Origin of the sequence: Methylocystis sp. L43 (genome assembly GCF_015709525.1) — a bacterium.
Lineage (GTDB): Bacteria > Pseudomonadota > Alphaproteobacteria > Rhizobiales > Beijerinckiaceae > Methylocystis.
The window spans coordinates 123,939-144,637 of the sequence record NZ_JADNRA010000036.1; the positions used below are offsets into that span (position 1 = coordinate 123,939).

The 20,699-nt window shown below is 63.2% G+C and carries 21 protein-coding genes; 10 read left to right on the plus strand and 11 right to left on the minus strand.

What is annotated here, in order from left to right; genetic code table 11:
- Window positions 1-43: 43 nt before the first annotated feature.
- Window positions 44-946, plus strand: a complete 903-nt coding sequence (locus IYX23_RS18590; protein ID WP_196394441.1) for a DMT family transporter — start codon at window positions 44-46, stop codon at window positions 944-946.
- 8 nt (window positions 947-954) lie between these two features.
- Here the strand turns inward: IYX23_RS18590 and IYX23_RS18595 are convergent, their stop codons facing one another.
- From IYX23_RS18595 to IYX23_RS18615, 5 genes are all read right to left on the minus strand, one after another.
- On the minus strand, window positions 955-2,028 hold the full coding sequence (locus tag IYX23_RS18595) for a hypothetical protein (protein WP_196394442.1): 1,074 nt from the start codon (window positions 2,026-2,028) through the stop codon (window positions 955-957).
- Between the two features lie 67 nt (window positions 2,029-2,095).
- The gene (locus IYX23_RS18600; protein WP_196394443.1) at window positions 2,096-2,326 is read right to left on the minus strand and encodes a type II toxin-antitoxin system prevent-host-death family antitoxin; all 231 of its coding nucleotides are present in this window, start codon (window positions 2,324-2,326) and stop codon (window positions 2,096-2,098) included.
- A gap of 144 nt (window positions 2,327-2,470) precedes the next feature.
- A complete protein-coding gene (gene lepA, locus IYX23_RS18605) occupies window positions 2,471-4,276 on the minus strand; it encodes a translation elongation factor 4 (RefSeq protein WP_196394444.1) in 1,806 nt (601 codons plus the stop codon).
- Between the two features lie 112 nt (window positions 4,277-4,388).
- Window positions 4,389-4,982 (minus strand): hypothetical protein, encoded by a 594-nt coding sequence (locus tag IYX23_RS18610; RefSeq protein ID WP_196394445.1) that lies wholly within the window; start codon window positions 4,980-4,982, stop codon window positions 4,389-4,391.
- Between the two features lie 192 nt (window positions 4,983-5,174).
- The gene (locus IYX23_RS18615) at window positions 5,175-5,459 is read right to left on the minus strand and encodes a hypothetical protein (protein ID WP_196394446.1); all 285 of its coding nucleotides are present in this window, start codon (window positions 5,457-5,459) and stop codon (window positions 5,175-5,177) included.
- 216 nt (window positions 5,460-5,675) lie between these two features.
- On the opposite strand from IYX23_RS18615, the gene IYX23_RS18620 reads away from it, so the two are divergent.
- Genes IYX23_RS18620 through IYX23_RS18630 form a run of 3 tightly spaced genes read left to right on the plus strand, consistent with a single transcriptional unit; the run spans window position 5,676 to window position 8,675 of the window.
- Window positions 5,676-7,526 (plus strand): HAMP domain-containing sensor histidine kinase, encoded by a 1,851-nt coding sequence (locus tag IYX23_RS18620; protein ID WP_210330774.1) that lies wholly within the window; start codon window positions 5,676-5,678, stop codon window positions 7,524-7,526.
- On the plus strand, window positions 7,519-8,286 hold the full coding sequence (locus IYX23_RS18625; protein WP_196394447.1) for a peptidoglycan-binding domain-containing protein: 768 nt from the start codon (window positions 7,519-7,521) through the stop codon (window positions 8,284-8,286). Before IYX23_RS18620 ends, IYX23_RS18625 begins: the two co-directional genes overlap by 8 nt.
- A gap of 47 nt (window positions 8,287-8,333) precedes the next feature.
- Complete coding sequence (locus IYX23_RS18630) at window positions 8,334-8,675, plus strand: DUF1491 family protein (RefSeq protein ID WP_175092558.1); 342 nt, start codon at window positions 8,334-8,336, stop codon at window positions 8,673-8,675.
- Between the two features lie 108 nt (window positions 8,676-8,783).
- Here the strand turns inward: IYX23_RS18630 and IYX23_RS18635 are convergent, their stop codons facing one another.
- Window positions 8,784-9,833, minus strand: a complete 1,050-nt coding sequence (locus IYX23_RS18635) for a DUF2336 domain-containing protein (protein WP_246716949.1) — start codon at window positions 9,831-9,833, stop codon at window positions 8,784-8,786.
- Window positions 9,834-9,997: 164 nt separating this feature from the next.
- On the opposite strand from IYX23_RS18635, the gene IYX23_RS18640 reads away from it, so the two are divergent.
- Window positions 9,998-10,198, plus strand: coding sequence for a hypothetical protein (locus IYX23_RS18640; RefSeq protein WP_196394449.1), 201 nt, complete (start codon window positions 9,998-10,000; stop codon window positions 10,196-10,198).
- 2 nt (window positions 10,199-10,200) lie between these two features.
- Here IYX23_RS18640 and IYX23_RS18645 read toward each other — a convergent pair whose 3' ends face one another.
- From IYX23_RS18645 to IYX23_RS18660, 4 genes are all read right to left on the minus strand, one after another.
- A complete protein-coding gene (locus IYX23_RS18645; protein WP_196394450.1) occupies window positions 10,201-10,725 on the minus strand; it encodes a CAP domain-containing protein in 525 nt (174 codons plus the stop codon).
- Window positions 10,726-10,765: 40 nt separating this feature from the next.
- Complete coding sequence (locus tag IYX23_RS18650) at window positions 10,766-13,441, minus strand: DUF3772 domain-containing protein (RefSeq protein ID WP_196394451.1); 2,676 nt, start codon at window positions 13,439-13,441, stop codon at window positions 10,766-10,768.
- Window positions 13,442-13,499: 58 nt separating this feature from the next.
- Window positions 13,500-14,594, minus strand: coding sequence for a lysine-2,3-aminomutase-like protein (locus IYX23_RS18655; protein WP_196394452.1), 1,095 nt, complete (start codon window positions 14,592-14,594; stop codon window positions 13,500-13,502).
- Between the two features lie 170 nt (window positions 14,595-14,764).
- On the minus strand, window positions 14,765-16,003 hold the full coding sequence (locus tag IYX23_RS18660; protein WP_196394453.1) for an argininosuccinate synthase: 1,239 nt from the start codon (window positions 16,001-16,003) through the stop codon (window positions 14,765-14,767).
- Window positions 16,004-16,108: 105 nt separating this feature from the next.
- Here IYX23_RS18660 and IYX23_RS18665 point away from each other — a divergent pair, with 105 nt between their 5' ends.
- From IYX23_RS18665 to IYX23_RS18680, 4 genes are read left to right on the plus strand one after another with little or no spacing between them, the layout of a single operon-like run.
- On the plus strand, window positions 16,109-16,594 hold the full coding sequence (locus IYX23_RS18665) for a hypothetical protein (RefSeq protein ID WP_196394454.1): 486 nt from the start codon (window positions 16,109-16,111) through the stop codon (window positions 16,592-16,594).
- 39 nt (window positions 16,595-16,633) lie between these two features.
- Window positions 16,634-17,065, plus strand: coding sequence for a transcriptional repressor (locus IYX23_RS18670; protein ID WP_196394455.1), 432 nt, complete (start codon window positions 16,634-16,636; stop codon window positions 17,063-17,065).
- A gap of 2 nt (window positions 17,066-17,067) precedes the next feature.
- Window positions 17,068-17,853: a TPM domain-containing protein gene (locus IYX23_RS18675; protein WP_196394456.1), complete on the plus strand. Its 786-nt coding sequence runs from the start codon at window positions 17,068-17,070 to the stop codon at window positions 17,851-17,853.
- Window positions 17,853-18,461: a TPM domain-containing protein gene (locus IYX23_RS18680; protein WP_196394457.1), complete on the plus strand. Its 609-nt coding sequence runs from the start codon at window positions 17,853-17,855 to the stop codon at window positions 18,459-18,461. Before IYX23_RS18675 ends, IYX23_RS18680 begins: the two co-directional genes overlap by 1 nt.
- A 39-nt stretch (window positions 18,462-18,500) precedes the next feature.
- On the opposite strand, the gene purD is transcribed toward IYX23_RS18680, so the two are convergent.
- Window positions 18,501-19,784, minus strand: a complete 1,284-nt coding sequence (purD, locus tag IYX23_RS18685; protein WP_196394458.1) for a phosphoribosylamine--glycine ligase — start codon at window positions 19,782-19,784, stop codon at window positions 18,501-18,503.
- Window positions 19,785-19,923: 139 nt separating this feature from the next.
- Here purD and IYX23_RS18690 point away from each other — a divergent pair, with 139 nt between their 5' ends.
- Entirely contained in the window at window positions 19,924-20,607 is a 684-nt protein-coding gene (locus tag IYX23_RS18690; protein WP_196394459.1) for a hypothetical protein, read from the plus strand.
- The last annotated feature ends 92 nt before the right edge of the window (window positions 20,608-20,699 follow it).

The following is a 20,699-nucleotide window of genomic DNA, read 5'->3' on the forward strand; positions in this document are numbered from 1 at the left end:
AACGCTAGTTCCCACTCTCGCTGATCATGCGCTATAGCGCGCCATGGATCTCGCGCTTCTCGCTCTCTTCGCCTCGCTGGTCACCGCCATCTGCCAATCCGTCACCGATCTCGGCACAAAAGCCGCGACGCGGACGGCCGACGATCGCGCGATTCTCGCCGCACAATGGTGCGCGGGCGCTGTCCTGCTGAGCCTTGCTTGCGTCATCTTCTATCCTGGCCTTCTCGGCGCGCCGCGCGAGACCCTCGCGTCGCTGACGAGGCCCGAATTCTCGAGTCTCCTCGCCTGGTCGGGCGCGCTCAATGTCGTCGCCTATGTGCTCTACATCCGCGCCTTTCGACTGTCAGACGCGTCGCTGGTCGCGCCGCTCGTCCTGCTCACCCCTGTGTTGATGCTGTTCACCTCGCCGATCATGACCGGCGAGCACGCGCCGCCGATGGGCGTCTTCGGCGTGCTGTTCACGGTGCTCGGCGTCGGCTTGCTCGACGCCGATCGGGCAAACGGGCGCCGCTTCAACTTCCCTGTCTTCGCGCGCGACAAGGGCGCGCGGATGATGATTGGCACCGCCGTGATCTGGAGCGTCACCGCCAATATCGACAAGCTCGGCGTCAGGGCGTCGACGCCGCTCATCTGGATCGCGGCGGTGACGATCGTCATCGCGTTTTGCGCCCTGCTCTACTGGCTTGCCGCGCGCCGCCCCGCGCCAAGCGCGTTCGATTTGCGTTACGCCATCGGCGCGGGGTCGGCGATGGCCTTCGGCAACACGTTGCAGATGTGGGCGCTCACCGTGCTGTTCACGCCTTACGTGATCGCCATCAAGCGATTGTCGGCGCTCTTCACGGTTGTCGCGAGCGGACGTGTGCTGAAGGAGGAGTCAAGCGGCCGGCTGCTTGGCGCGGCGGTGATGCTGTTTGGCGCGGTCATGATCGCGCTGGCAAGGGAGTAAATATTTTTTCAAACCCAATGGGTTGTCAACCACAAAAAAACGTAGTTGGAGGCAACGCCTACAGTAAGTGCTCCAATCATCGATAGAGTTGCATTCACCCAAGATCCTGAAATTGCGTTCTGACGTTGCTCATAGGCTTCCTCAGATTTAGTTGTAAGCAACAAAGCGCCCTTTGCTTCGTAATAAAGAATACTTTCAAATATAGCACAGAACACTCCTATTATCAGCGCCATAACTACCATATAAAGAATGACAGATACCATGTATATAGCGACGCTTCCTGATAAGCCCTGCTTAGCAATATAAGTTACGATGTCAACGACTCTATCGCTATTTGCCAGATTCGAGATATGCTCATTGAATGTGGCAAGCTGCAATCGCTCGTATGATTTGATCGCATGAAAGAGTCCGGCGTTCGCTACGAGAAACAACACCAGGGCTGTCCAAAAAATTATCCAGCCTTTGTTATTCGATACCCAAAGGAGTCGCTCAGAAATTTTTGCCTTTCTCGCCGTTTGTAGGTGTCCTTCGATAAGCGAGGCCAAATCCACACCCCAAGAGCGTGCTGTATGGTGAATTCTATAATAGAAACCCACGTAGCTTTCCTCAAAGCGCCCTCCAATTGGCTCTAAAGGCCGATAGCGTTTCCGCGAGTCACGGAAGTCAATCTCTATTGTTTGCTTCTCTGGCACATTTCTATCAATGAATTTGATGAGATATGTCCAAGATAGCTGGAACCCGATGGACTCCCTCGGCCTTACCTCTGCATAATTATAAAAATCGTCAATAGAGTTGATAAGCACCGTTGTGCTATCGCTATATTCGATCAAAATTGAAAATTGAATAAGACGGGCTTCATTCTGTTGCGAGATTCGCTGATCGAGAAGCTGAAATATGTTTGCTATATCGTCTCGATCAATCTCGAAAAAACCTTGAACATGGCCACTAATCGTTTGAGATTTACCTAGAAGCCCAGATATAAAATCGTAGAATGATGAAGGAGAGCAAGGCAGCAAAACAGCATAATCTTGTTCTTCTTGCTGACTCGGGGTCTTGCCGCTCATGAAAATCTCGTCAGTCATCATTTCTCTCCAATCGTCATAATTGGCAGCAATTACAGCTTATCCCTGTCAAAATTCAACATAGTTCCTATTTCCCTCCGTTTAACTTCTCGGTTGCAGCCATCAGCCGCTCGGCGTTTCGCGGGCTCCGTAACAGGTAGCTCGTCTCCTCATAGGACGCGAAATCCTCGAGCGGGATCAACAGAGCCGCCGGCTCACCCTTGTCACGGGTAATGACGACGGGCTCGCGGTCTTCGGCGACGCGATCAAGCGTGGCGGCGAGGTTCTTGCGAAGATCGCTCTGAGAAATTTTGCGCATGGCTTGATTTATCCGTCATGGCCGGGCTTGTCCCGGCCATCCACGCCGAGACGTTGCGCTCGCTTCGCAAGATTGGCGGCGGCGCTACCGCGTGGATGCCCTGCGACAAGCGCGGGCATTGCGCGGGAGAGCTTCGGGAACCCCCTACTCCTCCATCTTCAGCGCGGCGATGAACGCCTCCTGCGGAATCTCGACGCGGCCAAACTGGCGCATCTTCTTCTTGCCTTCCTTCTGCTTCTCCAGGAGCTTGCGCTTGCGGGTCACGTCGCCGCCATAGCATTTCGCGGTGACGTCCTTGCGGAAGGCGCGCACCGTCTCGCGGGCGATGATCTTGCCGCCAATCGCCGCCTGAATCGGCACCTGGAACATATGCGGCGGGATCAGCTCCTTTAATTTCTCGCACATCTGCCGGCCACGTCCGTCGGCGCGCGTGCGATGCACGAGCATGGAGAGCGCGTCGACCGGCTCGGCGTTGACGAGGATGCTCATCTTGACGAGATCGCCGGCGCGATAGTCGGTGATCTGATAATCGAAGGACGCATAACCCTTCGAGATCGACTTGAGCCGGTCATAGAAATCAAACACCACCTCGTTGAGCGGCAGATCGTAGACCGCCATGGCGCGCTTGCCGACATAGTTGAGATCGACCTGCACCCCGCGCCGGTCCTGACAGAGTTTCAGCACCGAGCCGAGATAGTCGTCGGGCGTCAGGATCGTCGCCCTGATCCAGGGCTCGTTGATCTCCTCGATCTTCACGACATCCGGCATGTCGGCCGGATTGTGCAGCTCGATCTCGTCGCCGTTGGTCATGCTGATCTTGTAGATGACCGACGGCGCCGTCGCGATGAGATCGAGATCGAACTCCCGCTGCAGACGTTCCTGAATGATTTCGAGATGCAGCAGGCCCAGGAAACCGCAGCGGAATCCGAAGCCGAGCGCCGCGGACGTCTCCATCTCATAAGAGAAGCTGGCGTCGTTCAGGCGCAGCTTGCCGATCGCCGCGCGCAAATCCTCGAAGTCGGCGGCGTCCACCGGAAAGAGTCCGCAGAACACCACGGGCTGCGCCGGCTTGAAGCCGGGCAGCGCCTCGGCGGTCGGCTTCTTGTCGTCGGTGATCGTATCGCCGACGCGGGTATCCGCCACTTGCTTGATCTGCGCCGTGATGAAGCCGACTTCGCCGGGACCAAGCGCCGCGACATCCTGCATTTTAGGACGAAAGACGCCGATCTTATCCACTTCGTAATGGGCGTCGGCCGCCATCATTTTGATCTTCTGGCCCTTCTTCAGGGTTCCATCGAAGATTCGCACCAGCACGACCACGCCGAGATAAGCGTCATACCAGCTGTCGACGAGCAGCGCCTTCAAAGGCGCCTTCTCGTCGCCATTTGGCGGCGGCAGGCGCGTGACGATCGCCTCGAGCACGTCGGGAATGCCGATGCCCGTCTTGGCCGAAATGAGCACCGCGCCCGAGGCGTCGAGCCCGATGACCTCCTCGATCTGCTCCTTGATGCGGTCGGGCTCGGCCGCTGGAAGGTCGATCTTGTTGAGGACGGGAACGATCTCATGGCCGGCGTCGATGGCCTGATAGACGTTGGCGAGCGTCTGCGCCTCGACTCCCTGGGAGGCGTCGACGACCAGCAGCGAGCCTTCGCAGGCCTTCAGCGAGCGGGACACTTCATAGGCGAAGTCGACGTGGCCCGGCGTGTCCATCAGATTGAGGACGTAATCCTTGCCGTCCTTGGCCTTGTAATTGAGGCGCACCGTCTGCGCCTTGATCGTGATGCCGCGTTCGCGCTCGATATCCATCGAATCGAGCACCTGCTCGACCATGTCGCGCGCGGCGACCGTCCCCGTCTCCTGAATGAGCCGGTCGGCCAGGGTCGATTTGCCGTGGTCGATATGCGCGACAATCGAGAAATTGCGGATGTTTTCGATCTTGTGGGCGGTCATGTGCGCGGGGATAGCAGCGCCCGCCAAGGAATGAAAGGGCGCGCCGGCCCGCGCCCAGCGCCATTTCATTCCTAGCCGGGCGGCTTAGGGGCCGCCTGAGCCTTCTGGAAGGCTACTTCTTCTCCATCCGCGCCTCGAGCTCCGCCTTGCCCTTGTTAAAAAGCTCGATTGCCTTGGGCACGGCCCAGCGGATGAAGGCGTCCGCCGCCTTCACGGCCATGCAGCCGATCTGGGTCACGAGCGAGACCGTCTTGTCGAACCAGGGCAAAGCCGGGCTGTCGGCGGGGAATTTGCCCCTGACCCAGGCGACGCCGTCCCGGGTCTTTTCCGAGATGAGGCTCCACAGCACGACGGCGGGATCGGACGAAGGCGCGGTGGCGATCGCGTGGCGTAGCCGCACGACCTCCGCCGTAGCCTCATCGGCACGGCGATTGGCGGCTTCGAGCTGCCGAGACATCTCAAGCGCTTTCGTCGACGCTCCGGCGTTCTCCGCGGCGAGGCGGTCGCGCTCGGCGGTCATCGCCGCCAGGCTGTCGCGAACATCGTCGCGCTCCTTGGCGTAGGCGTTCGCCTTCGCCACGATCTCGGACTTCTCGAAAATCTGCCGGTCGCGCTCCATGCGCGTCGCTTTGAGCTGCTCCTGCAGATTGGTCAGTTCGGAGCGGGAAACCGTATCTTCGGGTTGCGATGAAGTTTCTTCGGACATGGCCGCCTCCTTTAGGGAGAGGATGGCTCGCGATGTGCGAACGGGTCGCGCGAGCAAAAACGGAATGGCCTCGGTGGCGGTTCGGCCTCAAAATCGCGCGCCAAGCGCGAACATGTTTAGTGTCAAAAAACTGATTCTGCAAAACCGGCGTAGCGGCGCAGTTATTACACACTGCGCCATCGTGGATTGGCCTTACTGCGCGCGACCGGCGGCCGATTGCAGTCGCTGCGCCGCCGAAAGGCACTCGCGCGGCGCCGCCAGGCATTTATCGCGCGCTGCGCCCGCGAGCGCGGCGCCGCCGGCGCGACTCAGCGAAGAGGCTCTCTCGATAACGTCCTGCACGAAACCGGACGCATTTTGTGGCGTCGATGCGCGGGCGGCTGCGCTTTTCGGCGCAAGCGGCGCGTGATCAGCGCGCCATTGCAGGGCGACGCAGACGAGGAGAATGCAGATCGCGCATTTGGCAAGAAAAACCAACTCGTCGTCTCCGTCAGGAAAGCGGTTTCTTGTCAGTGATGGCGCGGCGGGGTTGAGCCTTCGTAAACGCGCCATCGGATTCTTTCCCCGAAAGCCATGGCAATAAAATGCAAACCATGTCGATGCGTCGCCGAGTAGCTGTCGAAGCTTTCGCATCGGCTTAGCGGCTGCTTAAGGACGCCCTGCTATCGCTGTTGGCGATAAGGAGCGTACGCCTTGAGTAGCATTGCCGACGACAGCCATTACGAGTCCTGCGTGGACGCCGCCTTGCACGAGCGGGTCGCCGGACGACCGGTGGAAGAGGCGCGGCATCGGGCGTTCATCGTCGCTCGGCTCATCGTCGCCGCCTGTGTCCTGCTCTCGGCGCCGCTGTTTCTCTTCTTCCATGGCGCACCGACGGTAAGCGAGTTGGTCCTTTTCCTTTTCGCGCAGATCCCGCTCGCCTCCGTCATCGTATTGTCGCGCACGGGAGATTTGCGCATTGCGCGGAGCCTCTCGATCGGCGGCTGGATGGCGATGGCGACGGCCATTCACGCGCTGACGCCGGGCTACGACGCCTTTTCAGTCGCGCTGCTGCTCGTTGCGCTCATAGAGGCCGCTCTGACGCCCGAAGCCGGCGCGGTCCTCGTCATAGAAGTGGTCGCCGTCGCCGCGCTTGCGCTGACCGCCGGCCTCAATCTGGGGGCGCCGCGCGAACTGCTGACTGAACATGCGACGACAGCCATTCTTCTCGGAGCGCCGCTGTTTCTCTATATCGCCGCTCTCGTCTTCGGCGCTGTCCGGGTCGAGCAGGCTCGCGCCCGCGCCGAAGCGCGCAACGACCGCGAGCTCAAGCTTCTGACAGGCGCCGTCGGCGACATCCTGCTGCACCTCGATCGCGCCGGCTTCGTCCACGCGGTGCTTGGAGATGCGCGCCATACCTTTGATCTCAATCGGCGCGATCTGATCGGGCGCGAATTCTTCCAGCGCATTCACGTCGCCGACCGACCGAGCTTCCTCAAAGCCGTCTCCGACGCCGTCGACGGCGAGGCGCTGGCGACCGCAGCTGTTCGCGTTCAGATTGGCGTTGCGCGCAACGCGACCAGTGGATTCCTCGCGCCCGTTTTCAACTATTTCGAGGCGCGCCTGCGCCGCGCTCATTCAAACGACGAGGAATGCGCAGCGGAGGCCGTCGTCTGCGCCCTGCAAGACGTGCACGCCACGCTCGAAGCCGATATCGCGCTTGCGGCGGCTCACGCGGCGGCCGAGCGCGCGGCAACCAGCAACGTGCGCCTGCTCGCCAATGTCAGCCATGAGCTGCGCACGCCGCTCAACGCCATCATCGGCTTCTCCCAGATGTTGGCGACCGACGAAATTGCGCCTTCCGAACCCGCCAAACAGCGGGAATATGCATCGATCATCAGCGACTCCGGCAACCATCTGCTTGAGATCGTCAACTCCATTCTGGATATGTCCAGAATCGAATCCGGCGCGATGGAAATCGCCGCTGAGTCCTTCACCCTGCCGACGCTCGCCGATCAGTGCTGCGATATGATGCAGCTGCAGGCCGATCAGTCTGGCGTGACGCTCGCGCGCGAATATGCCGAAAGCCTTGGCGAGATCGTCGCCGACAAACGCGGCTGCAGACAGATCTTGATCAATCTGCTCTCTAACGCGCTGAAATTCACGCCGCGCGGCGGCACGGTGAAGCTGGCGCTTCAGCTCGAAGGAAATCACGTCGCCGTCACCGTCGCCGACGATGGCGCAGGCATCGCCGCAGGCGATCTCGCACGGCTCGGCGATCCCTTCTTTCAGACCCGCGCGTCGCTCGACAGCGGGCGCGAGGGAACTGGCCTCGGCCTTTCCATGGTGTGCGGACTCGTGGGGCTGCACGGCGGTTCGATCACCATCGAAAGCGGCCTGCAGGTTGGCACGACGGTTTCCTTGCGCCTGCCGATCGACTGCCGCATCCACCGCGGCGCGACCAGCGGTCCGGCGAGAATTCAGGCGGTCGCGCGACTTGGCGCGCCGCTCAGCATGGCCGCGGTCGGCGGCGCAGAACCAGCAACGGTGAAGAAAATTGCGTGACGCCTCGCTCTACGCCTCTCGCTTTCAGGCTTCCCCCACCGATCGCGCCCCGCCGCGCGACACACGACGCAATGGGCGTCGCTCAGTCCTTGCGCGCATGTTCGGCGCGACGCCAATCGGCGTCACGCTCATCCTCGGCATCGCCGCCGTGGCGGCGATCGGCGTGCCCATGAACGCGCTGTTCCTCCAGGACGGAAGACATCCGGCGCCGCTCTTCTCGGCCCAGCCTTCAAATGCGGTCCTCGGCGCGCCGACGCCGCCGGCGCGCCCGCCGGCGATCGAAGCCCGCACAGAGCGAGACGCGAACGTCCCCGCGCGCCTCTCCCCGAAAGACCTCATCGCCAGCAAGATCGAAAAGCTTGACGCCGCCAAAAGCCTCGACGGGGGCAAGAGCGCGCCGGCGAAAGCAGATCCGCCGCACACAGCGGACAAGAAGCGGGACGCAATCGGCCTGCTGATCGTCGGCGATCCGCCGCCGATTAAGGCAAGCGCCAACAAAGCCGACAAGGCGGACAAGGCGGACAAGGCGGACAAGGCCGCTAGCCCCGACAAAACTGCATCTGTCGACAAAAACGTTCTTTATGCGCAGCGCGCGCTCCTCAAGCTCGGCTATGTGGTGCGCTCCGACGGCGTTCTCAACGGCGCGACGCGCCATGCTTTGGAGAAGTTCGAGGGCGACGCCGGCCTGCCGGTCAAAGGGCGGATCACGCCGAAATTGCTGCAGCAGCTCGCTGCGCGCTCCCGCCTCCCGCTCCCTTGAGTCGCGCGCGTTCGACAATCCCGCCGCTCAAGCGCTAGTTTGCGCCCATGCGACTGAGGTCCGACATATTCGTCTCCGCGCTGATCCGCCGGGCTGAGGTGCAAGGCGCGGTCGCCATGCTGCGCCGGCGCGGCGCCGCTGAAGCCGGCGCGATCTTTGTTAAACTCGATCGGCTTGACGGGCGCGCCGCCGTCTATGGCCCTGCCCCGCAGAGCGAAGAGCCGCCGGAGGGAGTCGATCGGCTGTTCGCGCGCGTCCATGCAGGCGACTGGCTCGATCCGGCGGAGGCCGAGCAGAGGCTCAAGCGCGAGATCATGTTCGACCCCGACCTTTGGATCGTGGAGATCGAGGATCCCGACGGCCGCGTGTTCGTCGACCTCGCCGCTTAGCGCAAGCAGGTTTGCGAAAAAGCCGACAAACTTTTTCGATGAGAACCTGCTCTCTTTTGATGGAGCGATTCCTGTCGATCACATGATCCCATGCGATCAGGAAGCGTCCTAAGCGGATTGATCGAGTTTGCGCGATGGCCGCGCCAGTGATTGCTGCGGCGCCGCGCGGCGGCGCGTCAGCGCGCCAGGATCTTCTCGCGCCGCACGGCGAGAATTCTCGCGCTCCGATCGCGCCGCGCCGGTCATGGCGCCCACGATGCGCGCCGCGGCGCGCTGCGGCGTCGAGCGCATCAAGCCGAGCAACGCCCGCACGACCTCGACGTCATGGGCGACTCCCGGCTCGGCGCAGCGAAAAATGCGCGTCGCCGATTCGAGCGGGACGCCAATCGCATTGAGCGCCAAAGCGAGCGCCTCGCCAAGATGATCGACGACAAGCGCGCGCGCCCGATCCCTTCGGCATTCGAGCGCCTCCGAGAGGAGAGCGGCCACCGCGTTGCGATCATGGCGTTGCGCCGCGGCTTCCAGTTTCTCGAGGAAAGCGTCGTCGGCGCGAAGCGGCGCTTCGGTCGCGCCGCTCGCCAATATTTGGCGGCAGGCGTTGAGCACGATCGCCGTGCGCTCGAGCCGGTTCGCCGCAAGGAAAAGCGGTTCTGGATCGAGATCAAGATCGTCGCGGTCGAGCAACATGCGCGCAAGCGTCAGATCATCGCGCGCCGCCATGACCAGTGCGCGCCTGGACGCCGAATCGAAATGCGCAGCGAGATTGCCGGCGAGCGCGCGAAGCACCTCGCCCTCGGGACGCAACGCAAGCGCCAGCATCGTCTCCCGATCGAGGTCACGTCGGCGGGCGACAGCCGCCGCGAATTGCGCCGGCCCCTGCTCGACGGTGGCGATCATGTCCCGCTGCACAAGATTAGGCGCGAATTGAAAGGCAAGCGCGGCCGCAGCGCCGCCTTTGTCAAAAAGACGCGCAAAAATCGAGGCAGGCGTTTCGGGATGGAAGCAGAGCGGCAGCGCCGCGCGGGCCACTGTTTCAGCATCGACAATGTCGATGAGCCCGAGCGCGAGCTGCTCGAACTGCCGGATGTCGGCCGTCGGATGCATCGATCGCTCGACAAACTGATCGACGACCGCTCGAAGCAGCGAAGCGTCGACCATCCGACGCTGTTCCCTATCGGCGCCCATCACTTCACCACTCGAACCCATACGCAACTGGCAGAAAATTTAACATCCGGTCGTTGACGGAGCATTAACCCTCGCCAATTCCTAATCGTTAAGGACGGCTGATTCATCGTCGGCGGAACGAGCTTGGAGAAATCGCCATGGGGAAGGTCATCGCCTTCCAGCCGCGCACGAGAGGGCGCAACGACGTGCAGCAGCGCGACGCGCAGATCCTGTTCTTTCTCGGCGTGCGCTATGTGCGGGTGGACGACGCTCTCGTCAATGAAGCAGCGAAGCCCGCCCCGGAGTCCTGCGGCGCCCCGCCGGGCGGCGGCAAGCGCAGAAGCCGTGTACGCCCCTGACCTCAGTCGGCAAGAACGAGCGCCCAATAGACCTTATATTTCGCCCCGGCCGCGTACGCCGTCGCGATGCCCATCCGTTTCACGCGCTTATCCAGCATGCGCGCATTATGCGGCGCGGAATCGCGCCAGCCGGAAAAAGCTTCCGCCAGCGTGCGATAGCCCGCCGATACGTTCTCCACGGCGGCCGGCGTTTGAATGCCCGCGCCCACGAGGCGGTCGCCGAGTTCGCCGCGCGCCGCAAGATCCCCGCTCTGCGCCATGTCCCGCGCCTGCGCCTCCGCGACGCGCTGCAGTCCGTCATCCAGCGTCAGAGCGCCGAGCCCGCTGTTGCGTCGATAAAGCGAGATCATGTCGCGCGCCGTCACCGGATCGACGCGCGCGCCGGCCGCCGCCAATGAGCGATACATCGGCGGCTCCGACCCGGTCACCCTAGGCGCAGGCTCTTGCGCGGCGTTGCAGCCGGCAAGCACGCTGAGCGCCAGGAGAGTGGCGGCGCGAGGGAGAAGCGAGGAAAACATCACGCGCATCTCGCTCCTCATTCTTTGAGAAACAATGAATGGCGAGGAATTACTTTGCTTGCGCATCGTCCGGCGTCGCAGCATCCTCCTTCGAGTCGTCAGACTGTTCGGTCCGCTCATCTTCGCTCTTGCCGCCCGCCAGATTGGCTTCGATCGCCAGCGCGCTCGCGGCGGCCGCTGCGGCCAGCTTGTCGAGGTCGGGAATGTTGACGATCGTTGGGGGCGGCGGCGCAGCAATAGGACCGATCGAGATTCCGGCGTCCTTGAGGCGCTCATAGAGGTCGAAGTGCAGGTCGCTGCGCACGCGCGCGGACTGCTCGACATCCTCGACGTAGCACCAAAGCTCGAATTTGAAGATGTTCGCCTCCATGCCGAGGAACATCACCTGCGGCGCGGGTATCCGTAAAACGCTTTCCTGCGCGCGCGCCGCCGCAAGAAGAATGTCGCGCATTCTTTCCGGATCGACCCCAACATGCGGCGAAACGGCGATCTTGATGCGGCCGACCTTGTCGCCGCGCAGCCAGTTCTTCACGACGCCCGCGACGAGATTTGAATTCGGCACGATCATCGTCGCGCGATCGAAGGTCTCGATCTCGGTGGAGCGGACATTAATGCGTTTGACATAGCCCTGCTCGTCGCCGACCACGACCCAGTCGCCGACACGAATGGCGCGCTCCCAGAGCAGGATGAGGCCGGAGACGAAATTGTTGACGATCGACTGCAGGCCAAAGCCGATGCCGACCGAGAGGGCGCCGGCGACGATCGCGAGTTTTTCGAAACCGAGCCCGACATAAGACAGTGCGAGCGCCGCGGCGAGAATGAAGCCGGCGTAGCCCAGCGTCGCGCTGATCGAGTTCCGCAAACCGAGATCGAGCCGGGTGAGCGGCAGAAAACGCGCGTCGAGCCAGCGCCGCAGCCCCTGCGTTGCGGCAAGCGCCGCGGCGAAGAGCAGCATCGCCACAAGCGCGCTCGAAGGAGAGATCGTGACGTCGCCGATCTTGAAGGAAACGAACGCCGAGCGAATATTGCCCAGGAAATCTCCCGACTCGTAGCCCAGCGGCGCGAGCGCCACCAACGCCGCGGCGAGGAAACAGAGCAACGTGACAATGCCGGACAGGAGCACGGCGATGGGCGCGAGCTGTTCGCGGCGCACGCCAAGACCGCTGATCATTCTGCGACCGAGGAAACTTGTCGGCGCAAGCGCCGCCTCGATGCCGCCGCGCGAAAGGGTGACGACGACATAGAGGATGGCGATGACCGCCGCCGTCCAGCCGATCTGCAGGATGACGAAATTAGCGAAAGTGACATAGCCTGCCGCGCACGCCCCGACGAGCACGAGCACGATAAGCGCGCCGAAAAAACGCGCCGCGCTCATCCAGTCGCGGCCCTCGGGGGTGGCGACGGCGGCGCCCTCCTCGACTTCCACTCGGCTTGGCAGATTGAAGAGCGCGATAGCGATGAGCGCCGTGACGATCATAACGCCGAGGCCGCGCGTCACGATCACGAGCGAAAGCCCCCCCTGCACGGACTCTTCCAATTGCTCCAGGAAACGCGCCGCGGAAAGAGTCACCGCAGCCAGCGTGACGAGTTGCGTGAGACGTTTCGCAAGCCGATCGCCCGGATCAATCAGCCGCCAGTTCGGATGCGCGGGAGCAAGAACCGCGCGCGCGATGGCGTAGGCGAAGGCGATGCGCGCCACGCCCTCGACAAAGCGTCGCCAGATCGGTTCGAGCGCGGCGTCGATAAGATCATAGGCGTCGAAGGCGAGGCTTAACGCGCCGACCGCCGCAACCGGCGCGGCCACGATGACGAGCGCCGTCCATCCGGCCGCGGCCGCCTTGCGTAAAGGCGTCGGACCAGACTCGTCCTCCGAACGCCGGACGACGCGTCGGGCCATAAAGAGCGCCAAGGCGACGCTCGCTGCGATCGCAAAAAGCACGGCGAAAAACTGCGCGCGTCGGCCGCCGTTGACGCGATCGACGACATTCGCCGTTCGGTCGGAAAGAAAGGTCGCAGAATCGCTGATCGCGGCGGGCGCCCCGTCGAGCGCGGCGCGCCACAGCGAAGGCGAGAATAGACCATCCGTGCGCAGAAAGAGATTCTTCGCAAAGAGTCCGCGCTGGCGCGCGACAATCGTTACGGCGACCTGCCGCGTCTCGAGCAACATGGCGCGCGCGCGTTTTAGAGTCGCGTCAACCGCGTCGTAAAGACGACGCTGCTCTTCGAGTTCGGCGTTGGCGCTGACGCGCGCAGCGGCATCGGCGGATTCGGGCCCGTTCGGCGTCGCTTCGGGCGCGGGGACCGGCGGCCCTCTCGCCGGCGGCGGCTTCGCGACGCTGTTCTTTACAGCAGGTTTGGCCTGGGGCTTGGAATCCGCCGGCGTCTCGGGCGGTTTCGGAGCCTCTTTCGGCGGCTCCTGCGGTTTTGCGGCGGCGGGCGCAAGCTCCTTCAACCGCGCATCGATCGCGGCAAGACGCGGCGTCAGCTTTTCAATCGTTTCTTCCAACTCGTGCGGCAAGGGTTCGATACGCGCGCGCAGACTGCGCAGCGCGGCGTCGGAAAGCTCGGGCTGCTCAAGCGCCTTCTGCACCTCGTCCAGCGTGGCGCGCGCGCGATCGAGACGCGCGTTGAACTGTTCGATCGAAGCCGGCGCTTCGTCGGCGCGCAGTCCGGGGGCGGCGAGCGTCGCAATCAGGATGGCGATCAGGAGCGTCAGTTTGCGCACATGCGTTCCTTAAGTGGAGCGAGCCGATCAAATCGGTTTCGAACACGCGGGCGAAAGGTCAATCTTGCAGCGGTTCCAGTTCATCGCGGTAGGACCGTCTGTCGCCATTCCGGTCGATCACGGTCCATCCCCCCTGCCCGTCCGGCGCGGCGGCGCCCTCGGCGACCCGCGCCTTGCCGAACCCGCCGGGAATGTCGAGCGCATAGGCCGGCAGCGCAACGCTGGTCACGCGGCGCGAGAGCTCTGCGTAGAGTCGCCTGCCCGCCGCGAGGCTGAGCCGAAAATGCGCGGTCCCCGGCGCGAGATCTGGATGGTGCAGATAATAGGGCCGAACGCCCAAACCTGCCAAATCGCGCATCAGCCGCTCCAAGACGTCGACGTTGTCATTGACGCCCTTGAGCAGCACGGTCTGGGAGAGAAGGACTGCGCCGGCCTCGCGCAGCCGAGCGATCGCCGCGCGCGCCGGTTCGGTCAGTTCGCGCGCATGATTGACATGCAAGGCGATGAAAAGCGTCTTGCCGCTTTCGCGAAGCGCGGCAAGCCGCTCGCGCGTCACGAGATCGGGCGCGACCGTCGGCGCGCGCGTATGGACGCGCAACAGCCGCACATGCGGGATATCGCTAAGCCGGCGCGACACGGCGCCGAGGCGACGCGCCGACAACATCAGGGGATCGCCGCCCGTGAGGATCACTTCGAAAATCTGTGGTCGCCGCGCGATGTAGTCGAGCGCCGCCACGACGTGAGGCTCGGGCAGCAGATCGCCTTTGCCGCGACCGACCGTCTCGCGCCGGAAACAAAAACGGCAGTAGACGGGACAGACCGACAGCAGCTTTAGGAGCACGCGGTCGGGATAGCGATGCACGAGCCCTGGCAGCGGCGAATGGGCGTCGTCGCCGATCGGATCGGCGCGTTCCTGCGGCGTCGTCGCGGCCTCGCGAAGATCGGGGATAAACTGTCGCGCAATCGGATCATTCGGATCGGCGCGGTCGATCAGCGCCACTATCTCCGGCGTAACGGCGATGCTGTAGCGCTGCGCCACCTGATCGAGACCGTTGACCTCGCTCATGAGGCGCGCGTCGACCAGATCGGCGATCGAGGTAAGCGTGCGCGACGGCGCGCGCATGAGCGCAGCTGCGTCTCGATCCAGCGGCACGCGTTTCTCCGCCGCGCAATCGCTCTCTCTCCCACGCAGCGGGGGAGAGTTGGAGAGGGGGCGATGCGGTGTGCGCTCGGCTCGAATATATTCCCCCTCGCTTACCCTCCCCCGCTGCGCGGGAGAGGGAGGCGTCAAGCGTTCCGCGAAAAAATCATCCGCGCGGTTCGTTATTGCTTCGCCCCCCGCGCGGCGCGCTTGGCCAGCGTGCGCAGGCGCAGCGCGTTGAGCTTGATGAAGCCTTCCGCGTCGCGCTGGTCGTAGGTTCCGCCTTCCTCGAAGGTGACAAGGTCCTGATCGTAAAGCGACCAGGGGCTTTCGCGGCCGACAAGCGTCGCCGAGCCCTTGTAGAGCTTGATGCGCACCCGGCCGGTGACATGCTCCTGGCTCTTGTCGATCGCGGCCTGCAGCATCTCGCGCTCCGGCGCGAACCAGAAGCCGTTATAGATCAGTTCGGCGTAGCGCGGCATCAACTCGTCTTTAAGATGCGCAGCGCCGCGGTCGAGCGTCAGGCTCTCGATTCCGCGATGCGCGACGAGCAGAATCGCGCCGCCGGGCGTTTCATACATGCCGCGCGACTTCATGCCGACGAAGCGATTTTCGACGAGATCGAGTCGCCCGATCCCGTGAAGACGCCCCAGATCATTGAGCTTAGCGAGTAGCGCCGCAGGCGAAAGCTTGACGCCATCCACCGCGACCGCGTCGCCTTTCTCGAAGTCGATCGTGACATATTGCGCCGCGTCCGGCGCATCCTCGGGATTGCCGGTGCGCGAATAGACGTAATCGGGCGTCTCCTGAGTCGGATCTTCGAGCACCTTCCCTTCCGAAGACGTGTGCAGAAGATTGGCGTCGGTCGAGAACGGCGCTTCGCCACGCTTATCCTTGGCGATCGGTATCTGGTTCTTTTCGGCGAAGGCGATGAGATCGGCGCGCGAGACGAAGTCCCATTCGCGCCACGGCGCGATCACGGTGATATCGGGCTCGAGCGCGTAATAGCCGAGTTCGAACCGCACCTGGTCGTTGCCCTTGCCGGTCGCGCCATGGCAGACCGCGTCGGCGCCCATTTTGCGCGCGATCTCGATCTGCTTCTTGGCGATGAGCGGGCGCGCGATCGAGGTGCCAAGCAGGTAAAGCCCCTCGTATTGGGCGTTGGCGCGGAACATCGGGAAGACGTAACCGCGCACGAATTCTTCGCGCAGATCTTCGATGAAGATGTTCTCAGGCTTCACGCCCAGAAGCAGCGCCTTCTCGCGCGCGGGCTCGAGTTCCTCGCCCTGACCGAGATCGGCGGTGAAGGTGATGACTTCCGCGCCATAGGTCGTCTGCAGCCATTTCAGGATGATGGAGGTGTCGAGCCCTCCGGAATAGGCGAGGACGACGCGTTTGATTTCTTTTTTCAGGCGGGTCATTTTGGCTCTGGCTCGGCGGGAGGCGATTTGCGCGCGGACTATAGGCGCCGCGGGCCCGAGCGCAAGGCGGCGCGACGCGGCCCACGTCCGCGCAGGAGAAACGGCGTGAAGCGAACATTCGCCCTGGCGGGCGTCCTTTCTTTTCTGGGGCTATCGGGTCTCTGCGCGCAAACCGACCAGCGCGTCTGGACGCTTGGCGGATTGGAGGAGAAAAACGCCGACAGCATCTATCTTGGCTATGGGGTGCCGGAGAGCGACGACAGCCTTGGGAGCTTCACCTGCGCGCCAGGCAGCGGCTTGGTCAAAATCTGGATCGCCGAAACCAGCGACAAGCTCAAAGCGGGAGGCAAGACGACGGCGATCCTTTCGGTTGGCGAAAAGACGGCGAAGGTCGCCGGCAAGCTCGTGCCCAATGAAGAAGCGGGCGTGCCGAGCTTCGAGGGAAGCCTGCCGGCGAAAGACCCGATCTTCGCGGCGATGGCCGGCGGGGAAACGCTCGACATCGCCGTTGGCGGAACAAAGCGATCGGCGCCCCTCGCCGACGCAGCGGAGAAATTCAAGAAATTCGCCGCGGCCTGCGCCAAACGCTAAAGCCTCGTTTTTTACGTCGGAGCCCCCTAAATTGGCGCAATGAGCAGCCGTTCGATGAAAAACCCCACAAGGCCCAAGGTCGCCGGTCTGACGCCGGCGCGCCGGCGCGCGCTCGATATTCTCACGCAAGCGAATCGGCCCGTCGGCGCATATGAGATGATCGATCTCATGGCCGACGAAGAGGGCAAGCGCCCCGCGCCCGTGTCCGTTTATCGCGCGCTTGGTTACCTCATGGACAACGGCCTTGCGCATCGGCTCGCGTCAAAAAACGCCTATATCGTCTGCGGCCATGCCCATGAAGCCGAGGAGCCCGTCGTTTTCATCATTTGCGAGCAATGCGGCGAGGTGAAAGAGGCGACGTCGCCAGGATTCGCCCGCGAACTTGCGGCGCTTGTAGGCGCGGCGCATTTCAGCGCCCGCACGCGCGTCGTGGAAATCGCCGGGCGCTGCGCCCGGTGCGAAGGCAAATAGCGATGCGCGGGGCCGCGCGCTGGCTCGCGCCGCTCGTCTTTCTTGTCGCGTCGCTGGCCTTCGCGGCGGTGAACTATCCTCTGCTCACTGGTCGGGTGGTTGACCAGGCCGATGTCATTCCGCCGTCCACGAAAAGCGCGATCGAGAGCAAGCTCAGGGATCTTGAGGATAAATCCGGCATCCAGCTCGTCGTCGCGTCGGTCGATTCGCTTGAGGGATTGGACGTCGAAACCTACGCCAATGGCCTGTTTCGCGCGTGGAAGCTCGGCGAAGCAAAAAAGAACAATGGCGTTCTGTTTCTGGTGGCGCCGAACGAGCGCAAAATGCGCATCGAAGTCGGCTATGGCCTGGAAGGAACGCTCACCGACGCGCTGTCGAAGATCATTTTGACGAGCGCGGTGGCGCCGCGATTCAAAGCGCGGGACTACGGCACGGGGATCGAACGCGGCGTCGAGGGGATCATCGAGGTGCTCTCCGGCGATTCCGCCGAATGGACCAAACGGGCGCGCGGCCCGCAGTCCACGACCTTCGATGAGCTTTCCCCGCTCATTTTTTTCGCCCTGTTTCTGTTCATCGTGGTCTGGATGGCGCGTAGCGCGCGCGGCAGGCGACGGTACGACCCGCGTTACGGTCGTGGTGGCCCCCGTGTCATCGTATTGCCCCCGAGCGGCGGCTTCTGGGGGGATTCTAGCGGCGGGTGGGGAGGGGGAGGCGGTTTCGGAGACGGCGGCGGCTTTTCCGGCGGCGGCGGCTCATCCGGCGGCGGCGGCGCTTCGGGGGATTGGTGATGCAGCTCACGGCGGACGACTTCGAGCGCATCGCGCAAACCATCCGTCGCGCCGAAGAGAAAACCTCCGGCGAAATCGTCTGCGTGCTGGCGCGTCGCTCTTCCGATTACGCGTTCGTGCCGCCGCTCTGGGGCGCATTTATCGCGCTAGCGTCGCCTTGGCCCATGCTGCTTTTCACCGACCTTTCGCCTCGTGAGATTTTCGCTGCGCAGATCGCCATCTTTATCGTTGCGACGCTCGTCGTTTCATGGGGACCGGTGCGCTTTTTCTTGACGCCGCGCGCCGTGAAGCGCGCCCGCGCCGCGCGCGAGGCGATTGAGCAATTTTTCTCGCGCGGCGTCTCCGCCACCAAGGCGCGCACGGGCGTGCTCATATTCGTCTCATTCGCCGAGCGTTACGCGCGCATCGTCGCGGATGACGCCATCGCCGAAAAGATCAGTAATGACGAATGGCAGGCAGCTCTCGATTTGCTGCTTGAAGACCTGAAACGCGAACGGCTGGCGGACGGCTTTGTCGCGGCGATAGAGGAATGCGCGCGCCTCCTGGCGCGGCATGCGCCGCCTGGAGCGGACGGCGACGAACTGCCGGACAAGATCTATGTAGTGTAGCGGGCCGCGCCTTGGCCGGCCCCCCATGCGCGTCTATGCTCAGGAAGCCTTTCGTTCGCGCGCGACTTCCCGCCAGCCGATGTCGCGGCGGCAAAACCCGCCCGGCCAATCGATGAGGTCGACCGCCGCATAAGCGCGCGCCTGGGCCTCGGCGACGCTTTCGCCTAACGCCGTGACATTCAGCACGCGACCCCCGGCGGCGAGCAGTCGTCCGCCTTCCTCGCGCGTGCCGGCGTGGGTGATGGCGACGCCCTCGACGGCTTCGGCGCATTCGACGTTGCGGATTTCCGATCCGGTCATCGGCGTTCCCGGATAGTTTTTCGCCGCCAGCACCACCGTCAGCGCCGCCAGCGGCGAAAACCGCAGTCGCTGCTGAGGCAATGCGCCCCGCGCGGCGGCAAGCATCAGCTCCAGAAGATCGCCCTCGAGACGGGGCAGAATGACTTGCGCCTCCGGATCGCCGAATCGGCAATTATATTCGATGAGCTTTGGCCCCTCTTGTGTCAGCATGAGTCCGGCGTAGAGCACGCCCTTGAAGGGCGCGCCCTTGTCGCGCATCGCGCGCATCGTCGGCTCGATGATCTCGGCCATCACACGCGCTTCTATTTCTGGCGTCACGACGGAAGCCGGCGAATAGGCGCCCATGCCGCCTGTGTTCGGCCCCGTGTCGCCGTCGCCGACTCGCTTATGATCCTGCGCCGTCGCGAACGGCAGCGCACAAACGCCGTCGCAGATCGCAAAGAACGACGCCTCTTCGCCTTCGAGACATTCCTCGATGACCACCTCCGCGCCCGAGAGGCCGAAAGCGCCCGCGAACATGGCCTGAACGGCGCGCTCCGCTTCCTCAAGCGTCCGAGCCACGACGACGCCTTTGCCGGCGGCGAGCCCATCCGCCTTGACGACGATCGGCGCGCCCCGCTCACGCAGATAGCTTAGCGCCGGCTCAAGCGCGGCAAACCGCGCATAGCTCGCGGTCGGAATCCCGTAGTCGCGACACAAATCCTTGGTGAAACCCTTGGACCCTTCGAGCTGAGCCGCCGCCTGCGTCGGCCCGAAGGCGAGGATCCCGTGCTTTTCCAGTTCGTCGACGAGACCGCCAATCAGCGGCTGCTCGGGTCCGACAATAACGAGCGCAATTCCCGCATCGCGACAAAAGTCGATCACGGCGGGGTGGTTGGCGACGTCGAGATCGACGTTATCTCCCACGCGAGCCGTCCCCGGATTGCCTGGCGCGATATAGATCCGCGTCAGCATCGGGCTTTTTGTTAGCGCATTGGAGATCGCATGCTCGCGACCGCCCGATCCGATCAGAAGAACATTCATTAACGCTCGCCCGGTTGCTTCGTTTCCGCTTCTAGAGCGCGCGGACGCCAAAAGGCAATCCGCTCCTGAAATGCTGTGCTTGCCCATTGCGTAAGCGCCGCTAGCTATCGGTCGGGGGCTAGCGGCTGGAGTGTCCCACATGTCCATTACCCGAGATATCGCATCGCATGACAATGCGGTCGCCTATGGCGGCCTCATTGACGCCATTGGCGGCGTCGCCACCATCGTCCTCGTGATTTGCGGCTTAGTTGGAATAGCGCCCCCCATGATGGTCGCGATCGCGACGATCGTGTTTGGCGTCGCATTGTTAATTCAAGGCGGAGCTATGCTGTCGGAATATATGCAGGTCGTGTTTCCCGGCGGCGTTCGCACCGCTTCCGCCGAGCAGATGGGCGGCAATAGTCTCGCGCTCGTCTTCCTCGTCGGCGCCGCCGGCATTGTGCTCGGCGTTTTGTCGCTCCTTGGAATCAGTGCGGCAATCCTGACCCCGATCGCCGCGATCGCCTATGGCACCGCTCTGTTGCTGAGCAGCAACGCCGTGTGGCGCCTCTATGTGCTGCGGCGCGCCTCCGCTCAGATGGAGACCGCGATCGGACAGTCGCAACATGTCGGCGCCGAAATGCTCGCCAGCGAAATGGCGTCTGGTTCAGCGGGCATTCAGGCGCTCGCCGGACTGGCGGCGATCGTCCTCGGCATTCTGGCGCTTGCCGGCAGTCCTAACGATTTGACCCTGAACCTGGTCGCGCTGCTCGCGCTCGGCTCGACGATCGTGCTCACGGGCAGCACCATTAGCGCCACAGTTCTGAGCTTTATGCGAACCTGAGCGCAGCGCCCGGAAGACAAATGCCCCCGACCGCCCGTCGGGGGCGTTTTTCTGCCTCGTCGAGGCCCCAGACGGCTTCCCTCCCGGAGGGA

Excerpts from the sequence above, each read along its gene's own strand:
- IYX23_RS18590 (WP_196394441.1), top strand. The coding sequence starts at position 44 with ATGGATCTCGCGCTTCTCGCTCTCTTCGCCTCGCTGGTCACCGCCATC.
- IYX23_RS18635 (WP_246716949.1), bottom strand. The coding sequence starts at position 9,833 with ATGGTCGACGCTTCGCTGCTTCGAGCGGTCGTCGATCAGTTTGTCGAG.
- IYX23_RS18675 (WP_196394456.1), top strand. The coding sequence starts at position 17,068 with ATGCGCGGGGCCGCGCGCTGGCTCGCGCCGCTCGTCTTTCTTGTCGCG.
- IYX23_RS18680 (WP_196394457.1), top strand. The coding sequence starts at position 17,853 with ATGCAGCTCACGGCGGACGACTTCGAGCGCATCGCGCAAACCATCCGT.
- IYX23_RS18595 (WP_196394442.1), bottom strand. The coding sequence starts at position 2,028 with ATGACTGACGAGATTTTCATGAGCGGCAAGACCCCGAGTCAGCAAGAA.
- IYX23_RS18690 (WP_196394459.1), top strand. The coding sequence starts at position 19,924 with ATGTCCATTACCCGAGATATCGCATCGCATGACAATGCGGTCGCCTAT.
- IYX23_RS18670 (WP_196394455.1), top strand. The coding sequence starts at position 16,634 with ATGAGCAGCCGTTCGATGAAAAACCCCACAAGGCCCAAGGTCGCCGGT.
- IYX23_RS18610 (WP_196394445.1), bottom strand. The coding sequence starts at position 4,982 with ATGTCCGAAGAAACTTCATCGCAACCCGAAGATACGGTTTCCCGCTCC.
- IYX23_RS18660 (WP_196394453.1), bottom strand. The coding sequence starts at position 16,003 with ATGACCCGCCTGAAAAAAGAAATCAAACGCGTCGTCCTCGCCTATTCC.
- lepA (WP_196394444.1), bottom strand. The coding sequence starts at position 4,276 with ATGACCGCCCACAAGATCGAAAACATCCGCAATTTCTCGATTGTCGCG.
- IYX23_RS18600 (WP_196394443.1), bottom strand. The coding sequence starts at position 2,326 with ATGCGCAAAATTTCTCAGAGCGATCTTCGCAAGAACCTCGCCGCCACG.
- IYX23_RS18630 (WP_175092558.1), top strand. The coding sequence starts at position 8,334 with ATGCGACTGAGGTCCGACATATTCGTCTCCGCGCTGATCCGCCGGGCT.
- purD (WP_196394458.1), bottom strand. The coding sequence starts at position 19,784 with ATGAATGTTCTTCTGATCGGATCGGGCGGTCGCGAGCATGCGATCTCC.
- IYX23_RS18640 (WP_196394449.1), top strand. The coding sequence starts at position 9,998 with ATGGGGAAGGTCATCGCCTTCCAGCCGCGCACGAGAGGGCGCAACGAC.
- IYX23_RS18645 (WP_196394450.1), bottom strand. The coding sequence starts at position 10,725 with ATGCGCGTGATGTTTTCCTCGCTTCTCCCTCGCGCCGCCACTCTCCTG.